This window comes from Longicatena caecimuris, assembly GCF_018406465.1.
In the GTDB taxonomy this organism is placed as follows: domain Bacteria; phylum Bacillota_I; class Bacilli_A; order Erysipelotrichales; family Erysipelotrichaceae; genus Longicatena; species Longicatena caecimuris.
In genome coordinates this window covers 2731304-2752854 of record NZ_AP024510.1, presented here as the reverse complement: position 1 = coordinate 2752854, position 21551 = coordinate 2731304, and the positions used below count along the sequence as shown (strand labels likewise).

General features: G+C 38.0%; 24 protein-coding genes. 18 read left to right on the top strand and 6 right to left on the bottom strand.

The genetic code is table 11. The annotated features are described in order from the left end of the window. Positions 1-69 precede the first annotated feature (69 nt). Positions 70-1287 (bottom strand): ABC transporter permease, encoded by a 1218-nt coding sequence (locus tag KJS44_RS12915; RefSeq protein ID WP_008690690.1) that lies wholly within the window; start codon positions 1285-1287, stop codon positions 70-72. Continuing rightward, a complete protein-coding gene (locus KJS44_RS12910) occupies positions 1284-2198 on the bottom strand; it encodes an ABC transporter ATP-binding protein (RefSeq protein ID WP_008690693.1) in 915 nt (304 codons plus the stop codon). The genes KJS44_RS12915 and KJS44_RS12910 overlap by 4 nt, the downstream gene beginning before the upstream one ends. Positions 2199-2347: 149 nt before the next feature. Between KJS44_RS12910 and KJS44_RS12905 the strand changes: the two genes are divergently transcribed. From KJS44_RS12905 to KJS44_RS12885, 5 genes are all read left to right on the top strand, one after another. Continuing rightward, a complete protein-coding gene (locus tag KJS44_RS12905; RefSeq protein WP_008690694.1) occupies positions 2348-2566 on the top strand; it encodes a helix-turn-helix transcriptional regulator in 219 nt (72 codons plus the stop codon). Further along, entirely contained in the window at positions 2563-3465 is a 903-nt protein-coding gene (locus tag KJS44_RS12900) for a hypothetical protein (RefSeq protein ID WP_008690695.1), read from the top strand. Before KJS44_RS12905 ends, KJS44_RS12900 begins: the two co-directional genes overlap by 4 nt. Before the next feature lie 84 nt (positions 3466-3549). Beyond that, positions 3550-4194: an SGNH/GDSL hydrolase family protein gene (locus tag KJS44_RS12895; protein WP_008690696.1), complete on the top strand. Its 645-nt coding sequence runs from the start codon at positions 3550-3552 to the stop codon at positions 4192-4194. 638 nt (positions 4195-4832) lie between these two features. Continuing rightward, the gene (locus KJS44_RS12890) at positions 4833-4997 is read left to right on the top strand and encodes a hypothetical protein (RefSeq protein ID WP_008690697.1); all 165 of its coding nucleotides are present in this window, start codon (positions 4833-4835) and stop codon (positions 4995-4997) included. A gap of 1 nt (position 4998) precedes the next feature. Continuing rightward, the gene (locus KJS44_RS12885; protein WP_213540136.1) at positions 4999-6219 is read left to right on the top strand and encodes a tetratricopeptide repeat protein; all 1221 of its coding nucleotides are present in this window, start codon (positions 4999-5001) and stop codon (positions 6217-6219) included. Positions 6220-6599: 380 nt separating this feature from the next. Here KJS44_RS12885 and KJS44_RS12880 read toward each other — a convergent pair whose 3' ends face one another. Further along, a complete protein-coding gene (locus KJS44_RS12880; RefSeq protein ID WP_008690699.1) occupies positions 6600-7493 on the bottom strand; it encodes a PHP domain-containing protein in 894 nt (297 codons plus the stop codon). Positions 7494-7704: 211 nt separating this feature from the next. Between KJS44_RS12880 and KJS44_RS12875 the strand changes: the two genes are divergently transcribed. From KJS44_RS12875 to KJS44_RS12850, 6 genes are all read left to right on the top strand, one after another. Next, a complete protein-coding gene (locus KJS44_RS12875; RefSeq protein WP_008690700.1) occupies positions 7705-8478 on the top strand; it encodes a DeoR/GlpR family DNA-binding transcription regulator in 774 nt (257 codons plus the stop codon). Between the two features lie 174 nt (positions 8479-8652). Further along, positions 8653-9804, top strand: a complete 1152-nt coding sequence (locus KJS44_RS12870; RefSeq protein ID WP_008690702.1) for an MFS transporter — start codon at positions 8653-8655, stop codon at positions 9802-9804. An 87-nt stretch (positions 9805-9891) separates the two neighbouring features. After that, positions 9892-10416 (top strand): hypothetical protein, encoded by a 525-nt coding sequence (locus tag KJS44_RS12865; protein WP_008690704.1) that lies wholly within the window; start codon positions 9892-9894, stop codon positions 10414-10416. Between the two features lie 19 nt (positions 10417-10435). Further along, the gene (locus KJS44_RS12860; protein ID WP_008690705.1) at positions 10436-11230 is read left to right on the top strand and encodes a Cof-type HAD-IIB family hydrolase; all 795 of its coding nucleotides are present in this window, start codon (positions 10436-10438) and stop codon (positions 11228-11230) included. Further along, positions 11191-12048 (top strand): Cof-type HAD-IIB family hydrolase, encoded by an 858-nt coding sequence (locus KJS44_RS12855; protein WP_008690706.1) that lies wholly within the window; start codon positions 11191-11193, stop codon positions 12046-12048. Before KJS44_RS12860 ends, KJS44_RS12855 begins: the two co-directional genes overlap by 40 nt. A 31-nt stretch (positions 12049-12079) precedes the next feature. Beyond that, positions 12080-12403, top strand: a complete 324-nt coding sequence (locus tag KJS44_RS12850; RefSeq protein WP_008690707.1) for a hypothetical protein — start codon at positions 12080-12082, stop codon at positions 12401-12403. Between the two features lie 446 nt (positions 12404-12849). Here the strand turns inward: KJS44_RS12850 and KJS44_RS12845 are convergent, their stop codons facing one another. Further along, a complete protein-coding gene (locus KJS44_RS12845; RefSeq protein WP_213540135.1) occupies positions 12850-13737 on the bottom strand; it encodes a sugar phosphate isomerase/epimerase family protein in 888 nt (295 codons plus the stop codon). A 205-nt stretch (positions 13738-13942) separates the two neighbouring features. Here KJS44_RS12845 and KJS44_RS12840 point away from each other — a divergent pair, with 205 nt between their 5' ends. The 7 genes from KJS44_RS12840 to KJS44_RS12810 all read left to right on the top strand — a co-directional run bounded on the left by KJS44_RS12840 (position 13943) and on the right by KJS44_RS12810 (position 19474). After that, positions 13943-14884: a type I phosphomannose isomerase catalytic subunit gene (locus KJS44_RS12840; protein ID WP_008690709.1), complete on the top strand. Its 942-nt coding sequence runs from the start codon at positions 13943-13945 to the stop codon at positions 14882-14884. A 563-nt stretch (positions 14885-15447) separates the two neighbouring features. Continuing rightward, a complete protein-coding gene (locus KJS44_RS12835; protein WP_008690710.1) occupies positions 15448-15876 on the top strand; it encodes a PTS sugar transporter subunit IIA in 429 nt (142 codons plus the stop codon). Between the two features lie 29 nt (positions 15877-15905). Then, positions 15906-16397 (top strand): PTS system mannose/fructose/N-acetylgalactosamine-transporter subunit IIB, encoded by a 492-nt coding sequence (locus KJS44_RS12830; RefSeq protein WP_008690711.1) that lies wholly within the window; start codon positions 15906-15908, stop codon positions 16395-16397. A 57-nt stretch (positions 16398-16454) separates the two neighbouring features. Then, complete coding sequence (locus tag KJS44_RS12825; RefSeq protein ID WP_008690712.1) at positions 16455-17288, top strand: PTS sugar transporter subunit IIC; 834 nt, start codon at positions 16455-16457, stop codon at positions 17286-17288. A 2-nt stretch (positions 17289-17290) separates the two neighbouring features. Beyond that, the gene (locus KJS44_RS12820; RefSeq protein WP_008690714.1) at positions 17291-18106 is read left to right on the top strand and encodes a PTS system mannose/fructose/sorbose family transporter subunit IID; all 816 of its coding nucleotides are present in this window, start codon (positions 17291-17293) and stop codon (positions 18104-18106) included. Between the two features lie 116 nt (positions 18107-18222). Next, a complete protein-coding gene (locus KJS44_RS12815; protein ID WP_008690715.1) occupies positions 18223-18537 on the top strand; it encodes a hypothetical protein in 315 nt (104 codons plus the stop codon). A 97-nt stretch (positions 18538-18634) separates the two neighbouring features. Beyond that, on the top strand, positions 18635-19474 hold the full coding sequence (locus tag KJS44_RS12810) for an EFR1 family ferrodoxin (protein ID WP_017144759.1): 840 nt from the start codon (positions 18635-18637) through the stop codon (positions 19472-19474). Positions 19475-19557: 83 nt separating this feature from the next. Here KJS44_RS12810 and KJS44_RS12805 read toward each other — a convergent pair whose 3' ends face one another. Both KJS44_RS12805 and KJS44_RS12800 read right to left on the bottom strand, forming a co-directional pair. Next, the gene (locus tag KJS44_RS12805) at positions 19558-20514 is read right to left on the bottom strand and encodes a beta-1,6-N-acetylglucosaminyltransferase (protein ID WP_008690718.1); all 957 of its coding nucleotides are present in this window, start codon (positions 20512-20514) and stop codon (positions 19558-19560) included. Positions 20515-20678: 164 nt separating this feature from the next. Next, complete coding sequence (locus KJS44_RS12800; protein WP_008690719.1) at positions 20679-21548, bottom strand: SDR family oxidoreductase; 870 nt, start codon at positions 21546-21548, stop codon at positions 20679-20681. Positions 21549-21551 lie beyond the last annotated feature (3 nt).

The following is a 21551-nucleotide window of genomic DNA, read 5'->3' as shown; positions in this document are numbered from 1 at the left end:
AAGAAAAGCCATTTGTTTACAAGCAGAATATAGAAACAAATGACTTCGGTTATGATTTATAATATTTTTTTATTCATGATGACGTAAGGCTTGTACGATTGTTTTTAATGAAACCGTATTGCCATAACTCAATGTTCCTCTGCGATATAAGCGCGCCCCTAAAATTCCCATGGCAATGGTCGTAACTGCCAATAGGCACCAGGAAATAATGATTTCCCATACGGTAGCAGAGCCAACGGCAACATTGATGAACATACACATCCAGGAAGTAAAGGGTACAAAACCAACGATTTTGGCAAGAAGCGTATCCGGCATCTGCAAGCTTACATAACTCAAGATGAAAACTGCGATAATCAGTAGCTGAATCGGCATGGTTGCCCCATTAACTTCTTCGACTTTCGAACATAAAGCACCAATCGCCCCAAACAGGAAGTTGAAGAGCAAATAGCCTAACATGCCAAATAATGTGAAGGTCCATAATACGATGGAAGGAATGTGTAAAAATTTATCCAATGCATGATTCCACACATCTGCATTTACTTGATATGCCAACAGGAAAGAACCTAACATAAGAGCAGTTTGCAGAACCCCTGTAATTGCGCCGGCAATGACCTTACCGAAAATTAAGGTATTTGATGTTGTACTGGTTGTTAGTATTTCAATAGCACGGTTGCTTTTCTCACTTGCAACTCCTACGCCAACTTGATTACCGTAAATCATGATCATCATATAAAGAAGGAGGATCAACGCATAGGTGTAATAATAATTACTGCTGCCATCGGTTCCCAACACGGTTGTTTCGGATTGAATCGGTGTTTGATAAATAGCTTCAATGGTTGCCGCATCATAACGATAACGTTTGAATTCCTTTGCTTGGTATTGTTTTTTCATTAAATCTTCAAACTTAGCTGGACGTGTATCCTGCAAACTTGAATTTTTTACATAATAAGTGAAATGCGTAGCATCGTTTATGGCAAAACCAATATCTGCTTTCCCATCAGTTACCTGTTTTTTTAATTCATCCAGCTGCGTGGTGTGCAGAATCTTATAAGCAGGAAATTGTTGCTTGATCAAGTTGTCATCTTGTAAGATCTGTTTCATATCCTGTATGATCATGACCTTATCAACTTTTTGGGTATCCTTATTTTCGCTGTCATTTGATAGAAAGCGGGGGAAGGATAATAAAGCAAAGGCAGCGATTGCTACTAAAATGGTTGAAATGAGAAAAGATTTCTTTTTTAACATGGTTTCTAATTCAAATTTTAAAACGATAAAAAAGGCTCTCATTCTTCATCACCTGCCTTTGCTACAAAAATGTCTGTAAGTGATGCCTCATATATCTTAAATACGTCGATATCAATATGATGATTCACAAGATATGCGAACAACGTCTGCTTATCAATACCTTCCTTTAATTCTACGATATAATCCTCTGCTTGTTTTGTGTACAGATTGATCAGATTTTGACATTGTTTTAAAGTGTCCTCAAAGGTGCCAGCACAGGATTCATTTGGACGTAATACGAGACGGTTATGACCAAATGCTTTTTTTATTTGTTTTAGGTTGCCTTGTAAAACGACATTGCCATGATGCAAGATTACAATATCTTCACAAAATTCCTCAACATAATTCATTTGATGTGAAGAAAAGATGACAAGCTTACCGGCTTGTATTTGCTCTTGTACGACTTCTTGTAAAATCTGTGAATTTACCGGATCTAAACCGGAAAATGGTTCATCTAAAATTACGATATCCGGATCATTCATCAAAGTCTGTGCTAACTGAACTTTCTGCTGATTTCCTTTACTCAGTGTTTCTAAAACACGTGATTCATATTCTTCAATATGCAAACGTTTTAACCATTTTTTCAAGTTGCTTTTGGCTTCGGCTTTTTTCATACCTCGTAACTCAGCTAAATAAAGCAATTGTTCAGATACTTTCTTTTTGGGATACAAGCCTCTTTCTTCTGGTAAATAGCCGATGTTATATTCCTTCGCATGAAATGGCTTTCCATCCATGAGGAGTATTCCTTGATTTGCCTTGAATACATCCATCAGGATGCGAATGGTTGTTGATTTCCCCGCACCGTTACGCCCCAATAGACCTAAAGCTTTGCCACTTTCAATGGAAAAAGATATACCATGCAGTACTTCCTTACCTTGAAAGCTTTTATGCAAGTCGTGTACTTCTAGTTTCATTTTGTCCCTCCTATTGTTAGCTGCATTATAAAGTAAGTTTCTTTAAAATGCAATATATATTTTGCATTTGTAAGATATAACTTTCATAAAGCCTTGCTTTTCCTCTCTCATCCACCTATAATAAAAACGATAAAGAAGGGATATGCGATATGAAAAATCTCAAGATCAAGATGGCCCGTATGGAACTGGATATGTCACAAGAAGAATTAGCAAAAAAAGTTGGAGCGACCAGACAGACCATTGGGTTGATTGAAGCAGGAAGGTATAATCCAAGCATTAAGCTTTGTATCAATATCTGTATTGCGTTGCATAAACATTTAGATGATTTATTTTGGGATGCGTCCTATGATAAGGAGGAATGGGAATGAAACAGCCGAAACAAAGCTTGTTGAAAGATATCATACGTTATGGAAAAACAAAAGGAAAAGCACCATTGGATGAACGTCAGATGGATACTTTAAAAAACTTATATATAGAACTAGCCAGATCAGTATTACTGGCATTTATGATATTCAGCATTGCTTATGGATATAAAGAAATGCATGGGGAAGAAATATCTTATCGTTATTTTAATTTATCTGTCGGTATCATCGGTGCTGTAACCTATTATTATTTATTGCGCTTTGCATATCAGCAGGTGATTGGAATTGATGAGAATTTTGAGGTTTTACTCGTACCGGCACTTGTCTTTACGCCGTCCTTCTACATGGATGCATTATGGGCACTGGGATTTCTATTTGATTTCCCTGCGCTGTATTTTCGTGTGGTGGCATATTTATGGCCGCTTTATGCCATCTTAAATTATTTAGCAGCGAATAAAGTGTATCAGCATGGGAAAATGATTATGGAAAAAGAAATTGAACAAGGACAATTGAGTTTTCGCAGTCGTAAAATGATAACAAATTATGTTTTGTTTTTCCTGATAATCGCATGTATGCTGCCGATTTCTTATGATATGTTGTGCCATATGACCTTACTATTGGCAATGCTGTTTCTTTTTTATACGATATGGCAATATGGCTTTCATACGCCAACCAATATTTATGTATTTGATGAAGAGGGTTTGCGTTATCATAAGGCATTGTGGAATCGCAAGGGAGGATATTTGCGCTATGATGAAATCGTATCTGTGAAACAACAGGATACTTTTAATATCGGATATGCGAAGGATAAAGTGTGTATTCATACCAAACAAGGAAAGGATGTCTTATTGTATCCGGAAAATCCATATCGCTTTTGCACAGAACTAGAAAACTTATTGGGATGATGTTTCATAAGTAAAAGCCAATATAAATATTATTGGATTTTAAAAAACAGGGAAAGCTTTAAATGATGTAAAAGGAGGAAAGTTATGCGTATTTTATGTTATGGGGATAGTAATACTTGGGGATATGATCCAACAAGTGGTATGCGTTTTGCGCATCGTTGGCCGAAGGTATTAGCACAGCAATTGCCACAGGATGAAATTATTGAAGAGGGATTAAATGGGCGTACTTTGGTTCATGAGGATCCTTATGGCAAGGGAAGATGTGGCAGTGCTGTTTTGGAAATGCTATTGCGAACCCATCAGCCTCTGGATCTTATCATTATGATGCTGGGAACTAACGATTTGAAAACCATGTATCATTTGAATGCCGAGATGATAGCGAAGGGGGTCAGAGAAAATATTAAGATCATGCAGAATCCCTTTCTTTATGAACGTTATGCCATTCCCAAGATTCTGGTAGTTTCACCGATTGCCTTGGGCGAAACGATTTTGACAACTTCACCATGGGTAGGCGAATTCCATGAGAGGAGTTATCAGGTGGCAAGGCATATGGCAAAGCCAATACAAGAAATCTGTGCACAATATCATTGTCATTTCTTTGATGCCGCCAGTGTTGCCTGTGCCAGTAAAGCGGATGGTGTGCATATGGATGAAGAAAATCATCGTAAACTGGCATATGCTTTGGCAAAAGAAATTCGTAATATGCAAAAGGATCATGAGAAAGTTTAAAAAGCTTTCTTTTTTTAAGACTTTTTTTGTAGATCCTTACAGATAAACCTTATTTTACAGGAAGCTTTTCCGCTACATTGGCGGCATGTCATAATGAAGGACAGAAGCAGCAAATAAAAACACCGTATAAAGTTGAGTTCTTGTTTCGTTTTATGTATATGGAACGAAACAAGCTATACGCGTGTCTTTTTTCGAACTGCATGGTTTTATTGCTAATCTTTTGACCTAAATGCAGGGGAAAGTATGGGTAATTGTGCTTCCCACAAGAGAAGCAATTGCTCTTTTTGGACAAGCTTGTATCGTAAAACAACATACCATGCAAGATGGTATGTATCTGCGTTATATAAATGATACATAAAATTATCTTAATGCAAAATTGTCAGGAAAAATTAAAATAAGGGCAACTTCAATAAGACAGTACGTAAGGTGTTAAAAACATATCACATATAGAGTCATTAAGATGGAGTGTTGTAAATTTTCGATGGTTCTGTATAAAAATGGGGAAAGACGGATAAGATGCTTTCACAATCTAGGTGAAAAACTATAAAAACCATTATTTTTTTCTGGAAATATGCCTATTGATAAAATGGATTGCCTATGTTAAATTAAGACACAGATAAATAGGAGGAAGAAATAAAATGAAAAAAGTAATGAAATTAATGATGGTTTTCGGACTGGCTTTTGCTATTGCTCCATGTGTTGGAGGTCATACACACGATCAGCACTGCGGTTACAATCCGGAAACAGGCACTGGATGCATGTATGAGGTGATGCCTGCTAATTCAGAACATTTAGGATGGTAATATGAACAGACATTTAGGTCCTATCTTTCGCTTACATAGAAGAGAATCCGGACTTCGACTGGCACAATTCAAAGAAATTGTGCCAGTTTCTAAATTAAGCGATTTTGAAACAGGGAAGAAAGATCTTACGCACGAAACGGTGAAAAAGTTATATGCGGTTATCGGCATGGAATTTCATACGGTTGAAGATAATGTGAATATAGCTGTCATGGTCTGGAATCTATTTACGGCGATTGTTAAATCAGAACCGATGGCGGATATCTACAAAAAACTTTATCAACAGAAATCCAGTGTACAATTTCAAGGCGAATATATCATATGGCTGTTAGGTGTCTTTATTTATCGTGTATATCATGCCGAGGATGAATATTTATATGAAGAAGATATCAAAAGGCTGAATAAATACATCGATTATTTAGAACCGGAACTTCAAAAGCTGTTTTATGATACTGCAGGTGTTTATTATGCAGATATTTATAATTATAAAACTGCTGAAAGTTACTTCAATAAAGCAATACATAGTAATAGTATTGAAATACAAGCAATGACATTTTATCATAAGACAATTATTTTAGTAGAACAGGGCTTTTATGTAGAAGGTTTAGACTGTATCAAAAGAGCCATCAGTTTATTTAATCAGAATCTGTATTTAAAACGTGTGGTCATGTGTAATGTGTTGCTGGGAAACTTGTATTCAGGTTTGAATGATTATGCTATGGCTGAACAAGTGTATATACAATGTTTAAATGCTATGAGACAACTTTCATTGCCTAATATGGTTGCAATCTTTAATAATCTCACTTGGATAAATTTGTTATGGGGTAAATATGATAAAGTGCTACAATATGCAAATGAGGCAGAAAAACATAGCAAAACGCATGAAATGATGTATTTTTATAAATCCTACGCTTATCATAAAACGAATTTACGTAATGAAGCAAAAGAACAGATACGTCAGGCAAAATTGTATTGCACAAAATCCTCTGAATATCGCATTGCGATGATTGATGCATTTGCGACTTATCTCTATGAAACAAAACCATTTGAATTAAAAGAAAAGAAATTTTTAAAAGCCTATAAGGCTGCCAGAAAGGCAAACGATATACAGGCTGCTATCTTTGTGTTAAATCTCTTATCAGATCTGTGTGAGTCCTATATGAGAAAAGAAAAAGAATTATTTTATAAAACGGAGATGATAAAATTATACAAAATGAGAAGATAAGGTAAATATTTTCTGGAAATTATAATTGTGAAAAAACATTATATATGGTTAATCTTCGGGTATGATATGACAGGCAGCAAGGAATGGACTGCCTTTTTTCCATATATAACAAAAAGTCAGGCTCTGGAGCAGTCCTGACTCTTTGTTGTAAATGATATAAAACATATAGTGGGAAGTTAGTGCTTGTGGTTGTAAAGTTATAGAGGAAATAAGCCATGTGTAAGAAAGGAAGTACACATCTCTCATGATTAGCTTTATCTAACTTCTCCTATATAATACAATAAAAGTTAACCTTAGTCAACAATTTTATACAAGTTTTTCATTTTTTATATAGGACGGCTTGCACCACCTGCATAAGTAAAAAAGACTGTTTCAACAGTCTAATCGTTAGCTAAGGCATGCAAGAATTGTTGCAAGATTATTTCTGCATGGTGACCTTCATAGCCATATTCACCAAGTTGAATCTTTGGTTTCATTTTACCATGAAAATCACTGCCGCAACTCATCAGCACATGATGTTTTTGACAATAGTCTTCATAATATAAATTTTGTTCCCGCGTATGGTAGTTGCTGTAGGCCTCAATGCCGTCTATACCTTGGCTAAGGGCTTTTTCCAAGCGTTCTTCTTGGTGGAAGAAATTACGGAAAGGATGGGCGATAATGGCAATACCTCCGGCTTCATGGATGTGCTCTACGGTTTCTTGCAGACTGGGATATGGTACATGAACATAGCAGGGATTACCGGCACTGCACATGTCCCAATAAAAATTGACACAAGCCGGCTCACAGCGCTCTCCACCCGGCTGGTAGGGCTGAAAGGCTGGCTTATTTGCATAGCGAGGATCCTTGAGAAAATAGTCAACGATAGCGGGAAAGGGATTCATCGTTCCAAAGCGTTGTAATAACGCTTGTGCATCTAATTCCATATCGAAGTATTCATTCAATTTGGCAATGCGTTTTGTCATCGTGCCCTGCTTCAATTGAGCAATCTGCTGAGGAAGCTTTTCAAAATACGGCGTATGATGATTTAGGCCATAGCCTAGGATATGGACTTCCAATCCGTCAAACAAAGTATCACATTCAATGGCAGGAATCACACGTATCGCGTTTTGCTTACCTAACTGCATCATTTCATCAACGCCCTGTGCCGTATTATGGTCGCTTAAGGCAATAAGAGACAGCTTGGCTTCCTTTACTTTTTCGATTAATTCCTGACAGGTGAATTGTCCATCACTACTATATATAGAATGCATGTGTAAATCAAATGTTGTCATAGTGGCTCTCCTTTGAAAACAAAGGTATTATAGCATATGCGAATCGTAAAAGTTTGTTTCTATTAGAAATTATTAAAATATTGCGAAAAAAGTGGGAAATTTGTATAAAAACAAAAAAATTAATGTTTTAAATTTGGAATGTTGGGATTTTTAATTGACGAATTCCTCGGAAATACTTAAACTAAGAGTGTGTCAAAGGAGGCTGATGAAAATGTCCAAAGCAAGCGATGCCAGAAGAAATGCGTTATATGAGATCATTCTGAATGAAGGAAGAGTTCGTGTGGGGGATTTGGCACGAGCCTTGGATGTTACTACGGAAACCATACGAAAAGATCTGAAAGTATTAGAAGATCGTGGCGTATTAATTAAAAAGCATGGCAGCGCTACTGTTCGCAATGCTTATTATCAGTTGCCTTTTGATGTGAAACTGCAGGAAAATACACTGCAGAAACAATGGATTGCGCGCAAGGCATTAGATTTTATACAGGATGATTCCATCGTCTATTTAGATCCAGGAAGTACCTGTTTGCAACTGGCTAAATTGTTGCGGTTAAAGAAGAATATTACCGTATTGACAAATTCTTTGCCCATTGGCGATATCATTTGTGACAGTGGCTTAGAACTTATTATGGCCGGTGGTAAGCTGCAGAAAAAAGGCAGAGCCTTTATTGGCTATTATACGACAAATGTGATTGACTCCATTCGCATCGATATTGCTTTTTTAGGCTGTGACGGTTTCCAGGATATGGATGGACCGATGACATTCTCTATGGAACATGCGGAAATCAACCGCCATATTCTTCGCCAATCCAGAAAAAGTATTTTGCTTTGTGATTCCAGCAAGTTTACCAAGACCAGTACCTATCAGTTTGCGAAGTTTTCGGATTATGATGTCATGATTACCAATCCGATCAGTGAGGAAGAGCAGACAATGGTAAAAGGTGTAAAACAGCTGATCATGGTAGATGAGCATACTTTTGAATGACCAGATAAGACATGGGCCATATACCCGATAAACACTGTTGTAGGATCTGACCAATCTACTGATGAAGAGCGACCTCCTTGCCATATCAGAACAGCGTTATCGGGTTTGTTTTATGAAAGCATATCGTTTATGATAATAGAAAAGGGATGTTAGGAAACAATACAGGAGGAATCTATGAAAAAAGATCGAAGAAATGTCGTGCTGTTGTGTGGTTTTTACTTTTTAAGCTATCTGGCATTTGTATTGCCTTATGGCTACATGCAAACGTTTTTGGAATCCGTTGGCTATGATGTCGTAGAACGTGGTGTTATCTTATCTGGTACGGCTGTTGTCGCTATTGTAACACAGTTATTTGCCGGTTATTTATGTGATAAGTACCATAGTGATAAATGCTTTTTCAATTTATCATTGATTATCTTTGTTTTAGCGGCTTTGGTGATGTATCAGGTAAGTGAAAAGAGCTTTTATCTGCATTTGATCTTTATGTCTTTAGTCGGCGGTATGTTTCGTACGACAATGGCAATACAGGATAGCTGGACACTACAGACGAGTGAAACCTGTCGAAATAACTTTGGACCGATTCGGGCCTTTGGGGCGATTGGTTGGATGATTGGAAGTCCGATTGGGGCGATGATCGTTGAACATTACGGCTATGCTTCCTTAGGTTATGTATTTGCCGGTTTGGCCGTATTGAATATTTTATTGACGATGATGATGCAAGATGCAGTAAAGGTGGAAAAAAGTGGTGGTATTCATATCGGCGATTTAAAGGAATTATTGCTCAATCGTAAATATATCATCGTTGTATTGATCTTCCTATTTATTAATGTCATCGCAACGGCAGATATTTATACGACGGTGGATAAGATGATGAATCTTGGAGCGAAAGAAGGAATGATCGGCGCACGTTGGAGCATACAGGCATTTACCGAACTGCCACTGTTTTTTGCCGGTACTTGGCTGTTAAAGAAATTCGGTGACTATAAGCTGATGATGTTTGGTACCTTTATGTACATTCTTCGTTTTATCGCCTATTCGCTTGTGCAATCGCCGGAAATGATGATTGTTGTCACTTTGATGCAATGTATCACGTATCCGCTTATCATGATCACCAGCAAAACTTTGGTTGATGATACGACGCCAAAACATTTGCGTAGTAGTGGACAGACCATAGCTTCAGCTTTTTATGTAGGTGTTTCATTATTAGTTACCCCTGTGATTGCCGGTGCAATGGTCAATGCCATGGGGGCCGACATGACATTATTGCTGATTGGTTTATCCGGCATTATCCCTTTAGGTTTGGGATTGCTTTATAAACGGGTATAGACAAATGTCACTGATTTACGTAACCGCTTAAATTCTTCCTTGAAATAGTGTATAATAATACCGAAATTGGAAGAAGGAGAAATTTTTATGGATACTATATTTACTATGGAAACCTTTATCAGTGTGGTTATGATCGGGTATGGCATTTGGATGTTATTTCGTTCCGCACAGCAGTTAAGAACAAATATAAAATTAAGAAATGAGTACAAAAACAGTCATAAGGACTATGAAGAAGTAAATGTTTATACCGGCTTTTTGATTTTCTTCGCCATAATGATGGCAGCCGGCATTTTCCTTGCCTTTTTCCCATATGTGGAGGATAACGTTTACTATTATCGTCTTGCCTACAGTTTAATAGCGTTGATTGCCGTTAGCATGGGAATGGATACGCTTGTGAAACGACGTGTTATTTTTGATGACAATGGCTTCTTATATGAAAAGGCTTATTATCGTTACCGTTCTATCATGAACGTAACACGAAACAAAGGCTTAATGAAAAACACGGAAATTTCATCAACTGAAGAAAAACGAATCACGATTTCACATAAGATGGGTGAGGCATTTGATGTTCATTATGACAACTGGAAAAACCGTAAGAAACATAAAAAATAAAGGTGAAGGATGATTCGTAATGATAAAATTATGTGTGTTTGATGTGGATGGTACGCTGATTACAAAAGGTAATAGACAGTTCAGTTACAACACGATAACAGCATTAAAAAATTTGCAAAAACAAGGAGTGAAGCTGGCCATTGCCAGTGGCAGACCTCCTTTTGCCATGGAGAAGAAACTGCTGGATGAAATCACATTTGATTATTTTATTTGCAGCAATGGTGCCTGTGTGATAGATAGCAAGGATGAGATATTACATCGCTTTTCTTTTACGAAACAGCAGACCCAAAAATTGATTGATATCTTTCGCACCAAAGATGATGCCTTGATGTTTCAATGTATCGAAGCGGCGCGTTGTTATCATGGCTATAAGCGTATTGCGCATATGCTGGAAGGATTTTTAGGACGTTTGGATATTTTAAGCGATGAGCGTGAACAAAGAATATATCAACAAAAAAGTCTTCCTTTAGCTGCTGTGGCAAAAATTGAACATGAGGATTTGCAAGCGATCAAAGAACATTTTCCCGAATTATTATTTACGCCCTTTGATACGACATATTATGATATCAATGGACAGCATAGCAAAGCAGATGGCATCGCATGTATTTGTAAGCATATCGGTATCGATATGACAGAATGTGCGGCGTTTGGCGATGATTATAATGATTTGGATATGATCAAGCGCTGTGGGTATGGCATTGCCATGGGGAATGCCCGTGAAAAAGTCAAAGAAGCAGCTGCTTATGTGACATCTAATGTTGAGGAAGATGGCATATGGAACGCTTGCCTTCACTATGGGTGGATAAAGCAATGATACGATTATTATTAAGTGATATCGATGGTACCTTGATTCAATATGATCCAAAGATTCATAAGACTGATGTTGACGCAATTCATCAGCTGCAAGAACATGGTGTTCAATTTGGTTTGGTGACAGGAAGAGATATCGGCTTTTGTCGTCATCTGTTAACACACCATAATTTACAAGCCGATTGTATCGTAGCCAATAATGGAGGCTCTTTATGGATTCAAAAACATAAGGTGTTTGAACATCATATGGATGGTGAAGAAGTCATTGCTATTATGAAACAATTGGATGCTTATGTGGGGATGTGTCATCCTTTTATTTGTAGTGAAGAGCGTGAATTCTTTTTGATGAAACATGCCTATACAGCGGATGCATGGCAATCTATACGTAAGACACTTGCTTATTTGGGCAATCTGAGTGAAGAAGATTTACTCCAACATTTGCATAGAACAAAAGCGAGTGTGGTCAAAATCAGTTTGTATACTTGCAATGAGCAGACAACGAATGCTTTATTGCCTAAGCTTCAGGCAATATTTAAAGAGTATGAAGTCTTGCCTACTTCTATCGACTATATTGAAATAACTAAAAAAGGTATTCATAAAGGCAACACCGTTTGTACCCTAATGGATAAGCTGCATCTAAAAAAGCATGAAGTTGGGGTGATTGGGGATGGTCATAATGATGTGCCGATGTTTTCTTGCGTAGAGCATAGTTTTGTGATGGAAAGTGCGCAAGAGGAAGTAAAGCGTCATGGGAAGAGAATCGTAAAAAGTGTTGCGCAAGCGGTACAATGTGTTATACAATACAATCAAAATGAGGAATAACTTCCTTTTATCAGCAGGAGGATGTAAGGAAATGGCAAAGAAAAAAGCAACAGTTCAGCAGACAGCGGCAAAACGTGTATTAGATGTATTACATCGAAAAGAGGCATACTCAGAAAGTACAGCTGTCGGTTATGAGGCATTTAAAAATATATCATATCCAACCCAGGTCATCGCTTATACGATTGCGAATCTGATGGAAAATGGGGTTGTGAAACGGACGCAGGATGAGCGCTTTTACTTTGATGAGCAGAACTGGAATCAATTAAAGAAAAAAGTCAATGTAGGATATCTGGTATTAATTGGCTTACCATTGATTTTATTTTTAATCTTCTTATTCGTTAAATATGTGTTATAGTTTCAGAAAAAGCTTAGCGTTTACAGATTATGAAAAACGCTTGCTTCATGTAGTATTTATCCGGTTGCTTAGCAACCTCTTTTTTTATTTGAAAAACCTTTTCCGTAGTGATATGTACCCTTCTGATACACGGTAAATATGTATTGGTAAGTTACCATATAACGGGTATTAAAAAATGATCATTATCGGTTATCCGGTTGAAACACATGTAGTTAGATATAAATAACGCTGAGTAGTTGTTATCCATTTAAAGGAGTTTATCGATTATCAAAGGGTGGAGAATCTTGTAATGAATAAGTGAATGAAAAGTTAAAGGGAGGATCAAAAGCTTATCTTATAGGAAATGTTATGAAGTATTACGTAAGTGCTATGCTGGCATAAAGGCTAATCGTAAATAAAGAAAAAATGAGGGATGCCAAATTTGGCAATTCCTCATTTTTGGTGTTTTAGGTGATATTTTCTAAAGTGTCTTTTAGTTTATCCATGCTGGATATGGTTTCCTGGAAAGGCACTTCAGCTTCTAAGGAAAGGACTTTATCATAACCGCGATTGTGTAAATATGTCAGAATCTGATCATATGGTATATCGCCGTCGAATAATTCTTTATGCACAAAAGGTTTTTGCTGGGAAGGATCATAATGATAATCTTTGATGTGAATATGACCTATTTGCGGATAGATATAACGTAACTCATCCATTAATGAAAAGAGTAAATAATCTTTTGGCACATTTTCTTTTACTGCTCTGAAACTATTGGCCGGATCCCATAATAAGCGCAAGTGTGGATCTTGGAAAGCCTTGATGATCTGTATCGTCATCATTCCCTTTGGCAATCGTGAATATGGACAGTTCTCTAAAACCAACGTGATATCATACTCCTTTGCTATCCGTAAAGCTAGGCGTATCGCACGCAGTATGGCATTCATATCTTCCTGAACGCCGAAAGGGGGGTTGCGATTATCAGGAAAACGGAAGGGAAATATTCGTACGCGCGGACAATTTAAACGTTTGGCAATGCGGCAGGCATTTTCCAGATAACGCAGGTGCGTGTTGATATCGCCCTCAATGGCATAAAAAGAATCATTGAATAAAGAAACTTGATCGCCTTCATATAAAGGGCAAAGAAAAAAGACAGTACTGGCAATGCAGGATACTTCCAAATGATAGGTTTGTAAGAGCGTGCGGATATGCTCGACTTCTGCCAGACTACATTCTTCAATACTTTTACCAAAGACATTGTGTAATTCCACATGGGAATAGTGATGTGCTTTCGCAATTTGTAAAGCACGTTCTAAATCTTCACAAATTTGGTCGGTTATAATGGCATATTGCATACATTCACCTGACTGCAGCGATAAGATGTGCAGTCATTTTTCCTTTCTGTATTATGATTATACCATTTTCTTAAGCAATTGTTATAACAATTGTTAGAAAAAAAGATGAAAAATGTAGGAAAGGTCATAATGTAATGACATTTCGTTGCTTTTGTATGTGATTCATATTATAATAGGGGCGAGAAAAAGAAAGAGGTAGAACATTATGTATCCATTACGTTTAAAACCGATTTATGACAAAACCATTTGGGCCAATGATCGTTTAACGACGATGCGTCATGAAGCCCAGAGTGGATGTGGCACATGCTGGGAGATCAGTGCCCATCCGCATGCACAGAATAAGATCATCAATGGAGACTATGCCGGCAAAACTTTGCAGGAATTGTTAGATGAGAAAGAGCGAGAAATGCTAGGGGAAGTACCTAGACAGCGTATGTTACGTTTGGCTTTTCTGGATGCGGCAGACAATCTTTCCATCCAGGTTCATCCGGATGATGCTTATGCGCATGAACATGAAAATGATGAAGGGAAAACAGAATCCTGGTATATTTTAGAGGCAGATGAAGGAGCAACGCTGGTAGCTGGCACGACCATTGCCGATAAGGAGGTTTTGTATCAGGCGGTAAAGGAAAATACAGTTGAGCAATATGTGCGGCGCATTCCGGTAAAAGCCGGAGATTTTGTATGTATTGATGCAGGGATGCTGCATGCCTTAGGGAAAGGCATCTTAGCGTTGGAAATTGGGGAAAATTCCAACACGACATATCGTTTTTATGATTATAATCGTAAAGATGCAAACGGCAATCCACGTCCTTTGCATATTCAAAAAAGCTTTGCTGTTGCGGATTTCGCTTTAGTTTGTACACCGGTTCATTCTCCTTTAGAAAAAGTACAGGAAACAAAGGAGAAAATGTTAGTAGAGCGTGAAGAGTTTTGTGTCAAGCTGGTAGACATTCATGCATCCTATGAATTAATTATGGATCACACAAAATTTTATTGTTTATCGAATGTTGGTCAAGATGCTGAAATCATCTGTGACGGTATGCATATTCCGTTCCTCTTTACAGAAAGCATCTTTGTTCCGGCAGCGTGCAAGGATCTTACCATACAGGGGGATACCAGAGTATTACTTAGCTATGTGAAATAAAGCAAGATAATCATGTCGTATGATCTGGACAGCCAAAGGCTGTCTTTTTGTTACAGGTGTTTCTTGTTTGGTTTACAATATGGGAAAGAAATAAACCGTTGTATATCCATGCAAATTTCGGTATGGAAAGGATGTAATGTTTGGATGTTATCAGGCAAGATGCCAAAAGCTAAAGGAAAAAAATCTATATACGAAGAAAATAGGCTGTTTTCCATATAATTTGTTGGGTTCTTTGTGTCAATTTTGGGTGAATTGTGTGATTACATTTGTAATGTATGTGAAAAAATTAAACAAAATGCTTGAAATACCATATCCACTGATGTAAGATAACAATGTAAAAAGACAGCGTAAGCGATTACATTCCTGGAAAAATAAGAGCTGGTCACTCTGGAATGTAGCACTTACAGGTAACTGAATCGCTGGGAGATTCTGCATATCGTTGATACTTCATACAATAAAATAGTGATGGTGCTATCCGTAGTGCTTTACTTTTTTGTGTGAAAAAACAGTGTAGCAACACCTGAGAAAGTTACTATCCATGTCTATTAAAAAGGAGGATACTAATGAGATATGTGATTATGGTCAGCCACGGCGAATTTGCTCCGGGTCTGCATTCTGCTGTAAAAATGATGACAGGAAGTAGAGATGACGTATTAAGCACGAGTCTACGTGAAGATATGAGTGCTGATGAATTTGCGGAAAACTTCCGTAAATTGGTGGAGCCGCTGAATACTGACGACTCCGTAATTTTACTTGCAGATATTTTGAGCGGTTCACCATTTACGAATGCGCTGGCAGTACTTGATGAAAAAGGTATGATGGCTAACACGTTAGTACTTGCAGGTATGAACATGCCAATGGCAATAACCGCCGTATTAATGAAAGACAATTTTGATGATTTGAATGTACTGAAAGAGACCATTCTAAGTGAAGGTCATGCAGGAATGACAGAATTCAGTACGGCAGCTGATGACGCTGATGATGACATTTAGTCATTCAGATAAAAAGGAGGAAAAAGTTTATGATTAGTTTTGTACGAGTTGACGACCGCATCATTCACGGTCAGATTGTAACACGTTGGTCTAAGGAATTCCCTTGTGATGGGATCATTGCTGTAAATGATAAAGCAGCAACTACGCCGGTTCTAAAACAGTCCTTTAAAGCATCTACTGATAAAAAAGTATTCGTTTGGACGATGGAACACTTTTTAGAAAAAGCACAGACCGTGCTTGACAGTGATAAGAAATATTTCTTGATCACAAAAAACCCGGTTGATATGAAAAAAATCCTGGTTGATAATAAATTTGTTCCAAGTGATGTAAAACGCGTTGTTATCGGGCCTTGTAATGACCGTCCGGGAGCTGTTAAATTAGGACAGAATCAGTCCATTATCCCGGAAGAAGCAGAGGCTTGCGAAGCTATGACAAATGCTGGTTATGATGTATACTTTGCATTATTGCAGGAAACCGCAATTGGTTCATGGCCTAAATTCAGATCTAAATTCGGTTATTAATGGTGGGAGCATTGAAACTGAATTGGATTATATAAAAGGAAAAGGAGAAATGCTATTATGAGTTTAATTCAAGCAATTTTAATTGGTCTTATGAGTTGTACTGCAGCTAGTACGATTGCTTGTTTGGGAACTACTGTTGGTAACTACACTCTGAATAGACCGTTGGTAGCATCTTTGTTCGTCGGTTTAATTCTTGGTGATGTACCGGGATGTATCCTGGTTGGTATGCCTATGCAGGTTATGTGGATTGCTCTGGTTACACCTGGTGGAACCGTAGCTTCTGACTTGCGTGCAGTTTCCTACATTGGTATTCCATTGGCTTACGTTGGTGCGAAAGCTGCTGGAATGGATTTAGCGGGAAAGGATGCTGCAGGTTTGGCATCTAGTATCTCAGCTATGACCGGTGTTATCGGTATTACATTGTTCTATGGAACAGCTATGATGAACTTGATCTGGCAGCACATTGGTTGGGCTAGATTGGATAAAGGTGATTTAGGAATTATCGGTAAAGTCGATGCTTTATTCCCATTAATTTCACACTTCGTATTATCTTTCCTGCCTGTTACTTTACTGTGCTACTATGGTGCAGATGCCGTTACGGAAATCTTTGCATCTTTGAAAACAGACGTATGGTATGTTAAGGCGCTGATTACGGTTGGTGCTGTATTGCCTGCTGTTGGTATTGCTATTCTGCTGAAATCCGTTGTTACGAAGACAACCGATTTGATTTTCTTCGCATTCGGTTTCGCATTGGCTAAATCTATGGGATTAACACTGATTGCTGCTACAGCTGTTGGTGCTGTATTCGCATTGATTAACTATCAGTTAACGATGGTGAAAGCTGGTGGCGGCGGAGCTGCCATCGATGATGATGACGAGGAGGATATTTAATTATGAAAAAAATCTCAAAGAAAACATTAAATAGTTCCTTCTGGCGCTGGTGGTATGGAAACTTAACTTGTTTCTCTCACGAACACATGCAGACATTTGGTTACATGTGGTCTATGCTGCCAATCATTCAGGAATTGTATCCTACACACGAAGAACAGTGTGAAAAAATGAGAACGTATTATCCATTCTTCAACACTGAGCCTCAGATTGGTGCTATCGTAGTTGGTATCACTGCTGGTTTGGAAGAAGCTCGTGCAAATGGTGCTGAAGAAATTGATGATGAAATGATCAATGGTATCCGTGCAGGTTTGATGGGTCCATTGGCTGGTATCGGTGACTCTTTGATCGTTGGTACTTACATTCCTATTCTGTTAGGTATCGCATTAGGTTTCGCTGAAGGCGGATCTATCTTAGGTCCATTATTCTATATCGTAGTATGGAACGTAACAAGTACATTATTCCAGAAAGTTATCTATAACAAGGGTTATGAACTTGGTGGTTCTGCTGTTGAAATGATCGTTGGTACACAGGCAACTGCGTTCCGTGAATCTGTTATCGTTATGGGTCAGGTTATCGTTGGTGCGATGGCTGGATCTTGGGTTAACATTACTTCAGCTGTTCAGATCGCTACTGACTCTGAAGGTAAAGCAGTTATGTTGCAGCAAAAACTGGATGGTGCATTCCCTGGCATTCTGACAATGCTGTTTGTACTGTTCGCTTGGTGGCTGATGGCGAAAAAGAACGTTACTCCAATCAAAGTATTAATTCTGTTTGTGGTAATTGGTTTCTTAGGTTCTGTCAGCGGATTGCTGGGATAATACTTAGCAATACATTCAAAATCATCCCTTACTCCCAAAAGGGATGATTTTCTTTAGGTCTTGCAAATCGAAGTATGGGATGGTATGATTTTTACAATGAAATGAGGTAGAGTACGATGACAAAAAAAGAGCGTGAACAATTGAAGAACGAGATATCTTATCGTGATATGATGACCAAACGATTGATAAGAAATGCTAAGATGTGTTTCTTCCTATGTTTATTATTTAGTGCTTTGGCTATATGGGGATTCACAGGTATGCACGATGCATTCCTCAGTGTAGGCGAAACAGCGCGCAGTGTCATGAAATGGCTAGGATTGATACTTGCAATTCCGACAGGTATCTTTACGATCTTGTTCTATCTAAGCTACCGCAATTCTAAGAAACTGGTACTGCAAATGTTAAATGATTTGCAGAAGGGGAAAAAATAATAGGAAAAGGCGCTTATCCAAGCGCTTTTTTGATGCAAATAATTGCTATATACGGTACAATGAACATAACGAAAAGAAAGGTTAAGGGATGATGTTTATGAAACTAAAAGCGCTTTATGGGGTTTATTACAGTGCCTGTGGCAATACCAGAAAAGTAATTGAAACAGCGGCTGAAACATTACAACAATATCTCCATCTTCCGATTACCTATATTGATTTTACATTGCCCGCTATGCGAAAAGAAACCTATGTTTTCCCCAAAGATGCGTTGGTGTTGTTTGGATCCAGTGTTTATGCAGGAAGACTGCCGAATAAGATGTTGACCTTTCTGCAAAACCATTTGCAAGGGAATAACACCCTTGCGTTAGCTATCCTTACCTATGGCAATCGTGCTTATGATCAAGCGGTAGATGAAGCTATACAAGAACTGCATTTGCATGGATTTCGTGTCATAGGTGCAGCAGCTATGTCTTGCCAACATGCCTTTACAGAGAAACTGGCAACCTCTCGACCTAATGAAGAGGATAAAGAAGCATTACGTCAATTTCTAATGCAACTTGTGCAAACCCTATTGGAAAATGACCTATCTAAGGATACAGCTGTCCTTACAAGAAAGATGACAACAAAATTATCGTATTATAAGCCGCTCAAAGAAGATGGAACACCCGCACACTTCCTTAAAGCAACGCCCAAAACAAGACTCGATCTCTGTACCAAATGTGGGATATGTGCTACCCATTGTCCTATGGGGGCAATCTCTTTTGAAAACTTTTATGAAATCATCGGTACTTGTATAAAATGTCAGGCTTGTGTTCAGAGCTGTTTGGTAAAGGCAAAATATTTTGATGATGCAGATTTTTTATCTCATGTGGCTATGTTGGAAAAAAACTTTCAAAAACCGAAAGAAAACACATTTTGGCTTGCGAATACTTTATGAAAAATATGAAGCACAGTATTTATACTTTCTATCATTTGAAAAAGAAAAGAGCCATCTGCATCCTGCAGGGCTCTTTTGTGGTGTTATTCAACAGATGATTTTGTCAGAGCATCAATCAAAGCATTTGGATCCACATCACGTTTTTCCTTTTGCGCAACTTTTTCATAATCACGATTATAAATATCAAAATATTCATGATATAAATATAAGGTATCTTCTGCCGTGATCTTGCCACCAAATAAGCATTCCGGATGCGCTTTTAACGTTTCTTCCGCTAATGGTTTGGCATCACTACTTTCTACCCAAGTCCCATTTGGACCGACAACACGCAAATCTTGATTGATATGATCATCTTTTCGACCATTGACATATACATACTTCTGCATCATCATCGGAATGTATTGTTCCTCCGCATACCAAGAAAGCTTGTAAGATTCAGATACATAATCAAAATGCGCAGCTAAGATTTTCGCACTCGCTTTCGATAAGATGAACCAAGGACTGCCGATGCGATATACTTCTTCACTCTTACGGCGTATGCCAAGCATGGAAAAGAAAGAACCGCTAGCTTTTGATAGGGAACGCAGAAAGTTATTTCTAGGAAAATCTAAAGCATTGGTAAACGGATAATATTTCTTACTTTTTTTATTTAGGGCCACTTGATCATAATCGGCTGTGGCATCATAATAAAAATCTTTTCCTTCATGTTCGCTTAGAAATGCAACAATTTCGCTGCGACTCTTTAAGGGCATCATGCCATCTGTTAAATTAATGAAATAATCGAAATCATCTTTTTCGATTGCTTCTTTCATTTGAATGATGGTTCCTCTTGCTAAAGAGAGATCTCCTTCTTGGGCATATTCTTGCGTGCGTGATACGTGTACACGTAAATAATCTGTATATACAAAGGCTACTTTGTCTCTTAAATCGTTATCATTGATCATGATGAAGACATGATCACCTTGCTTCGTCAATTGATTGATCATTTCAATTACTTCTTCATAATCACGGCTTGTATGTACCAGAAATGCTAATTTCATAGTATCCTCCATTCTGTAAGATGATAAATCATCCTGGGTGTTTTCATTATCTTCCTTATTATAGCATTGATATGTAAAAATGCGAAGTGATATTCGTCATCACTTGTATCCGTTTACAACGATATATAAAAAAGACAGATTGTTTAATAAATCTGTCTATTTAGCTATTTCAACCAGCCGAAATCTTTTAAACAAGCATCTACATTTTCTTCAAAGGTACCAAAATGGATGCCGGCCTCTTCTATCTTTTGATGATCAAGGCGATAGTCACGGAAACGTTCTTTATAGCGTTCATGATCAGGCAAAATATAGCGATCGATGGTTTCTTCATCGAAGCCTAATTTACGAGCTACTATTTTTGCGGACTCATAGGTGTTGTGGGTATTGGTATCCGAGATATGATAAATACCGGATGCCAGCTCCATGATGTTTGTGAATTGATCTGCCAGCTTCTGGGCATAGGTCATACCACGGATTTCATTTACGGTAAATTTTGTCGGCTGTTGATAGAACAGAGCATGCATGACGTTGCGTATGATGTTAGGACTTGCCTTAATGCCGGGGCGATTCATGCCTAACATCCAAGAGAAACGAAGAATCAGATAATCTTCCAGATGGGAAGTGATATAGTTTTCACATTCCACTTTATGCTGTCCATATTTAGTGATAGAGCACAAGCTGTCTTCTTCTTTAAATGGACCTGCACAAGTCTTAGCGTTAAAGCATTGTTCCGTACTGATAAAAAGCAAGCGAGCATGTCGTTCTTTACAGATATCGGCAATAACTTTTGTACTTTCCACATTCACCCGATAGGTGAGTTCAGGATAGTTCTCACAATCCGCTGTCTGTGCCATTGCTGCGGTATGGAATACGTAATCAAATTCCTGCTTTTCAAACCAGGCTCTGACTGCATCCGGATCAGCAAAATCTGCATCTTTTCGCGTCATAGCCACCACATCCATTGTGTTTTTTAAGGATTCTTTAACTAAAGAGGCAATAAAGCCATTGCCACCGGTAATAATGATTCTTTTCATGTG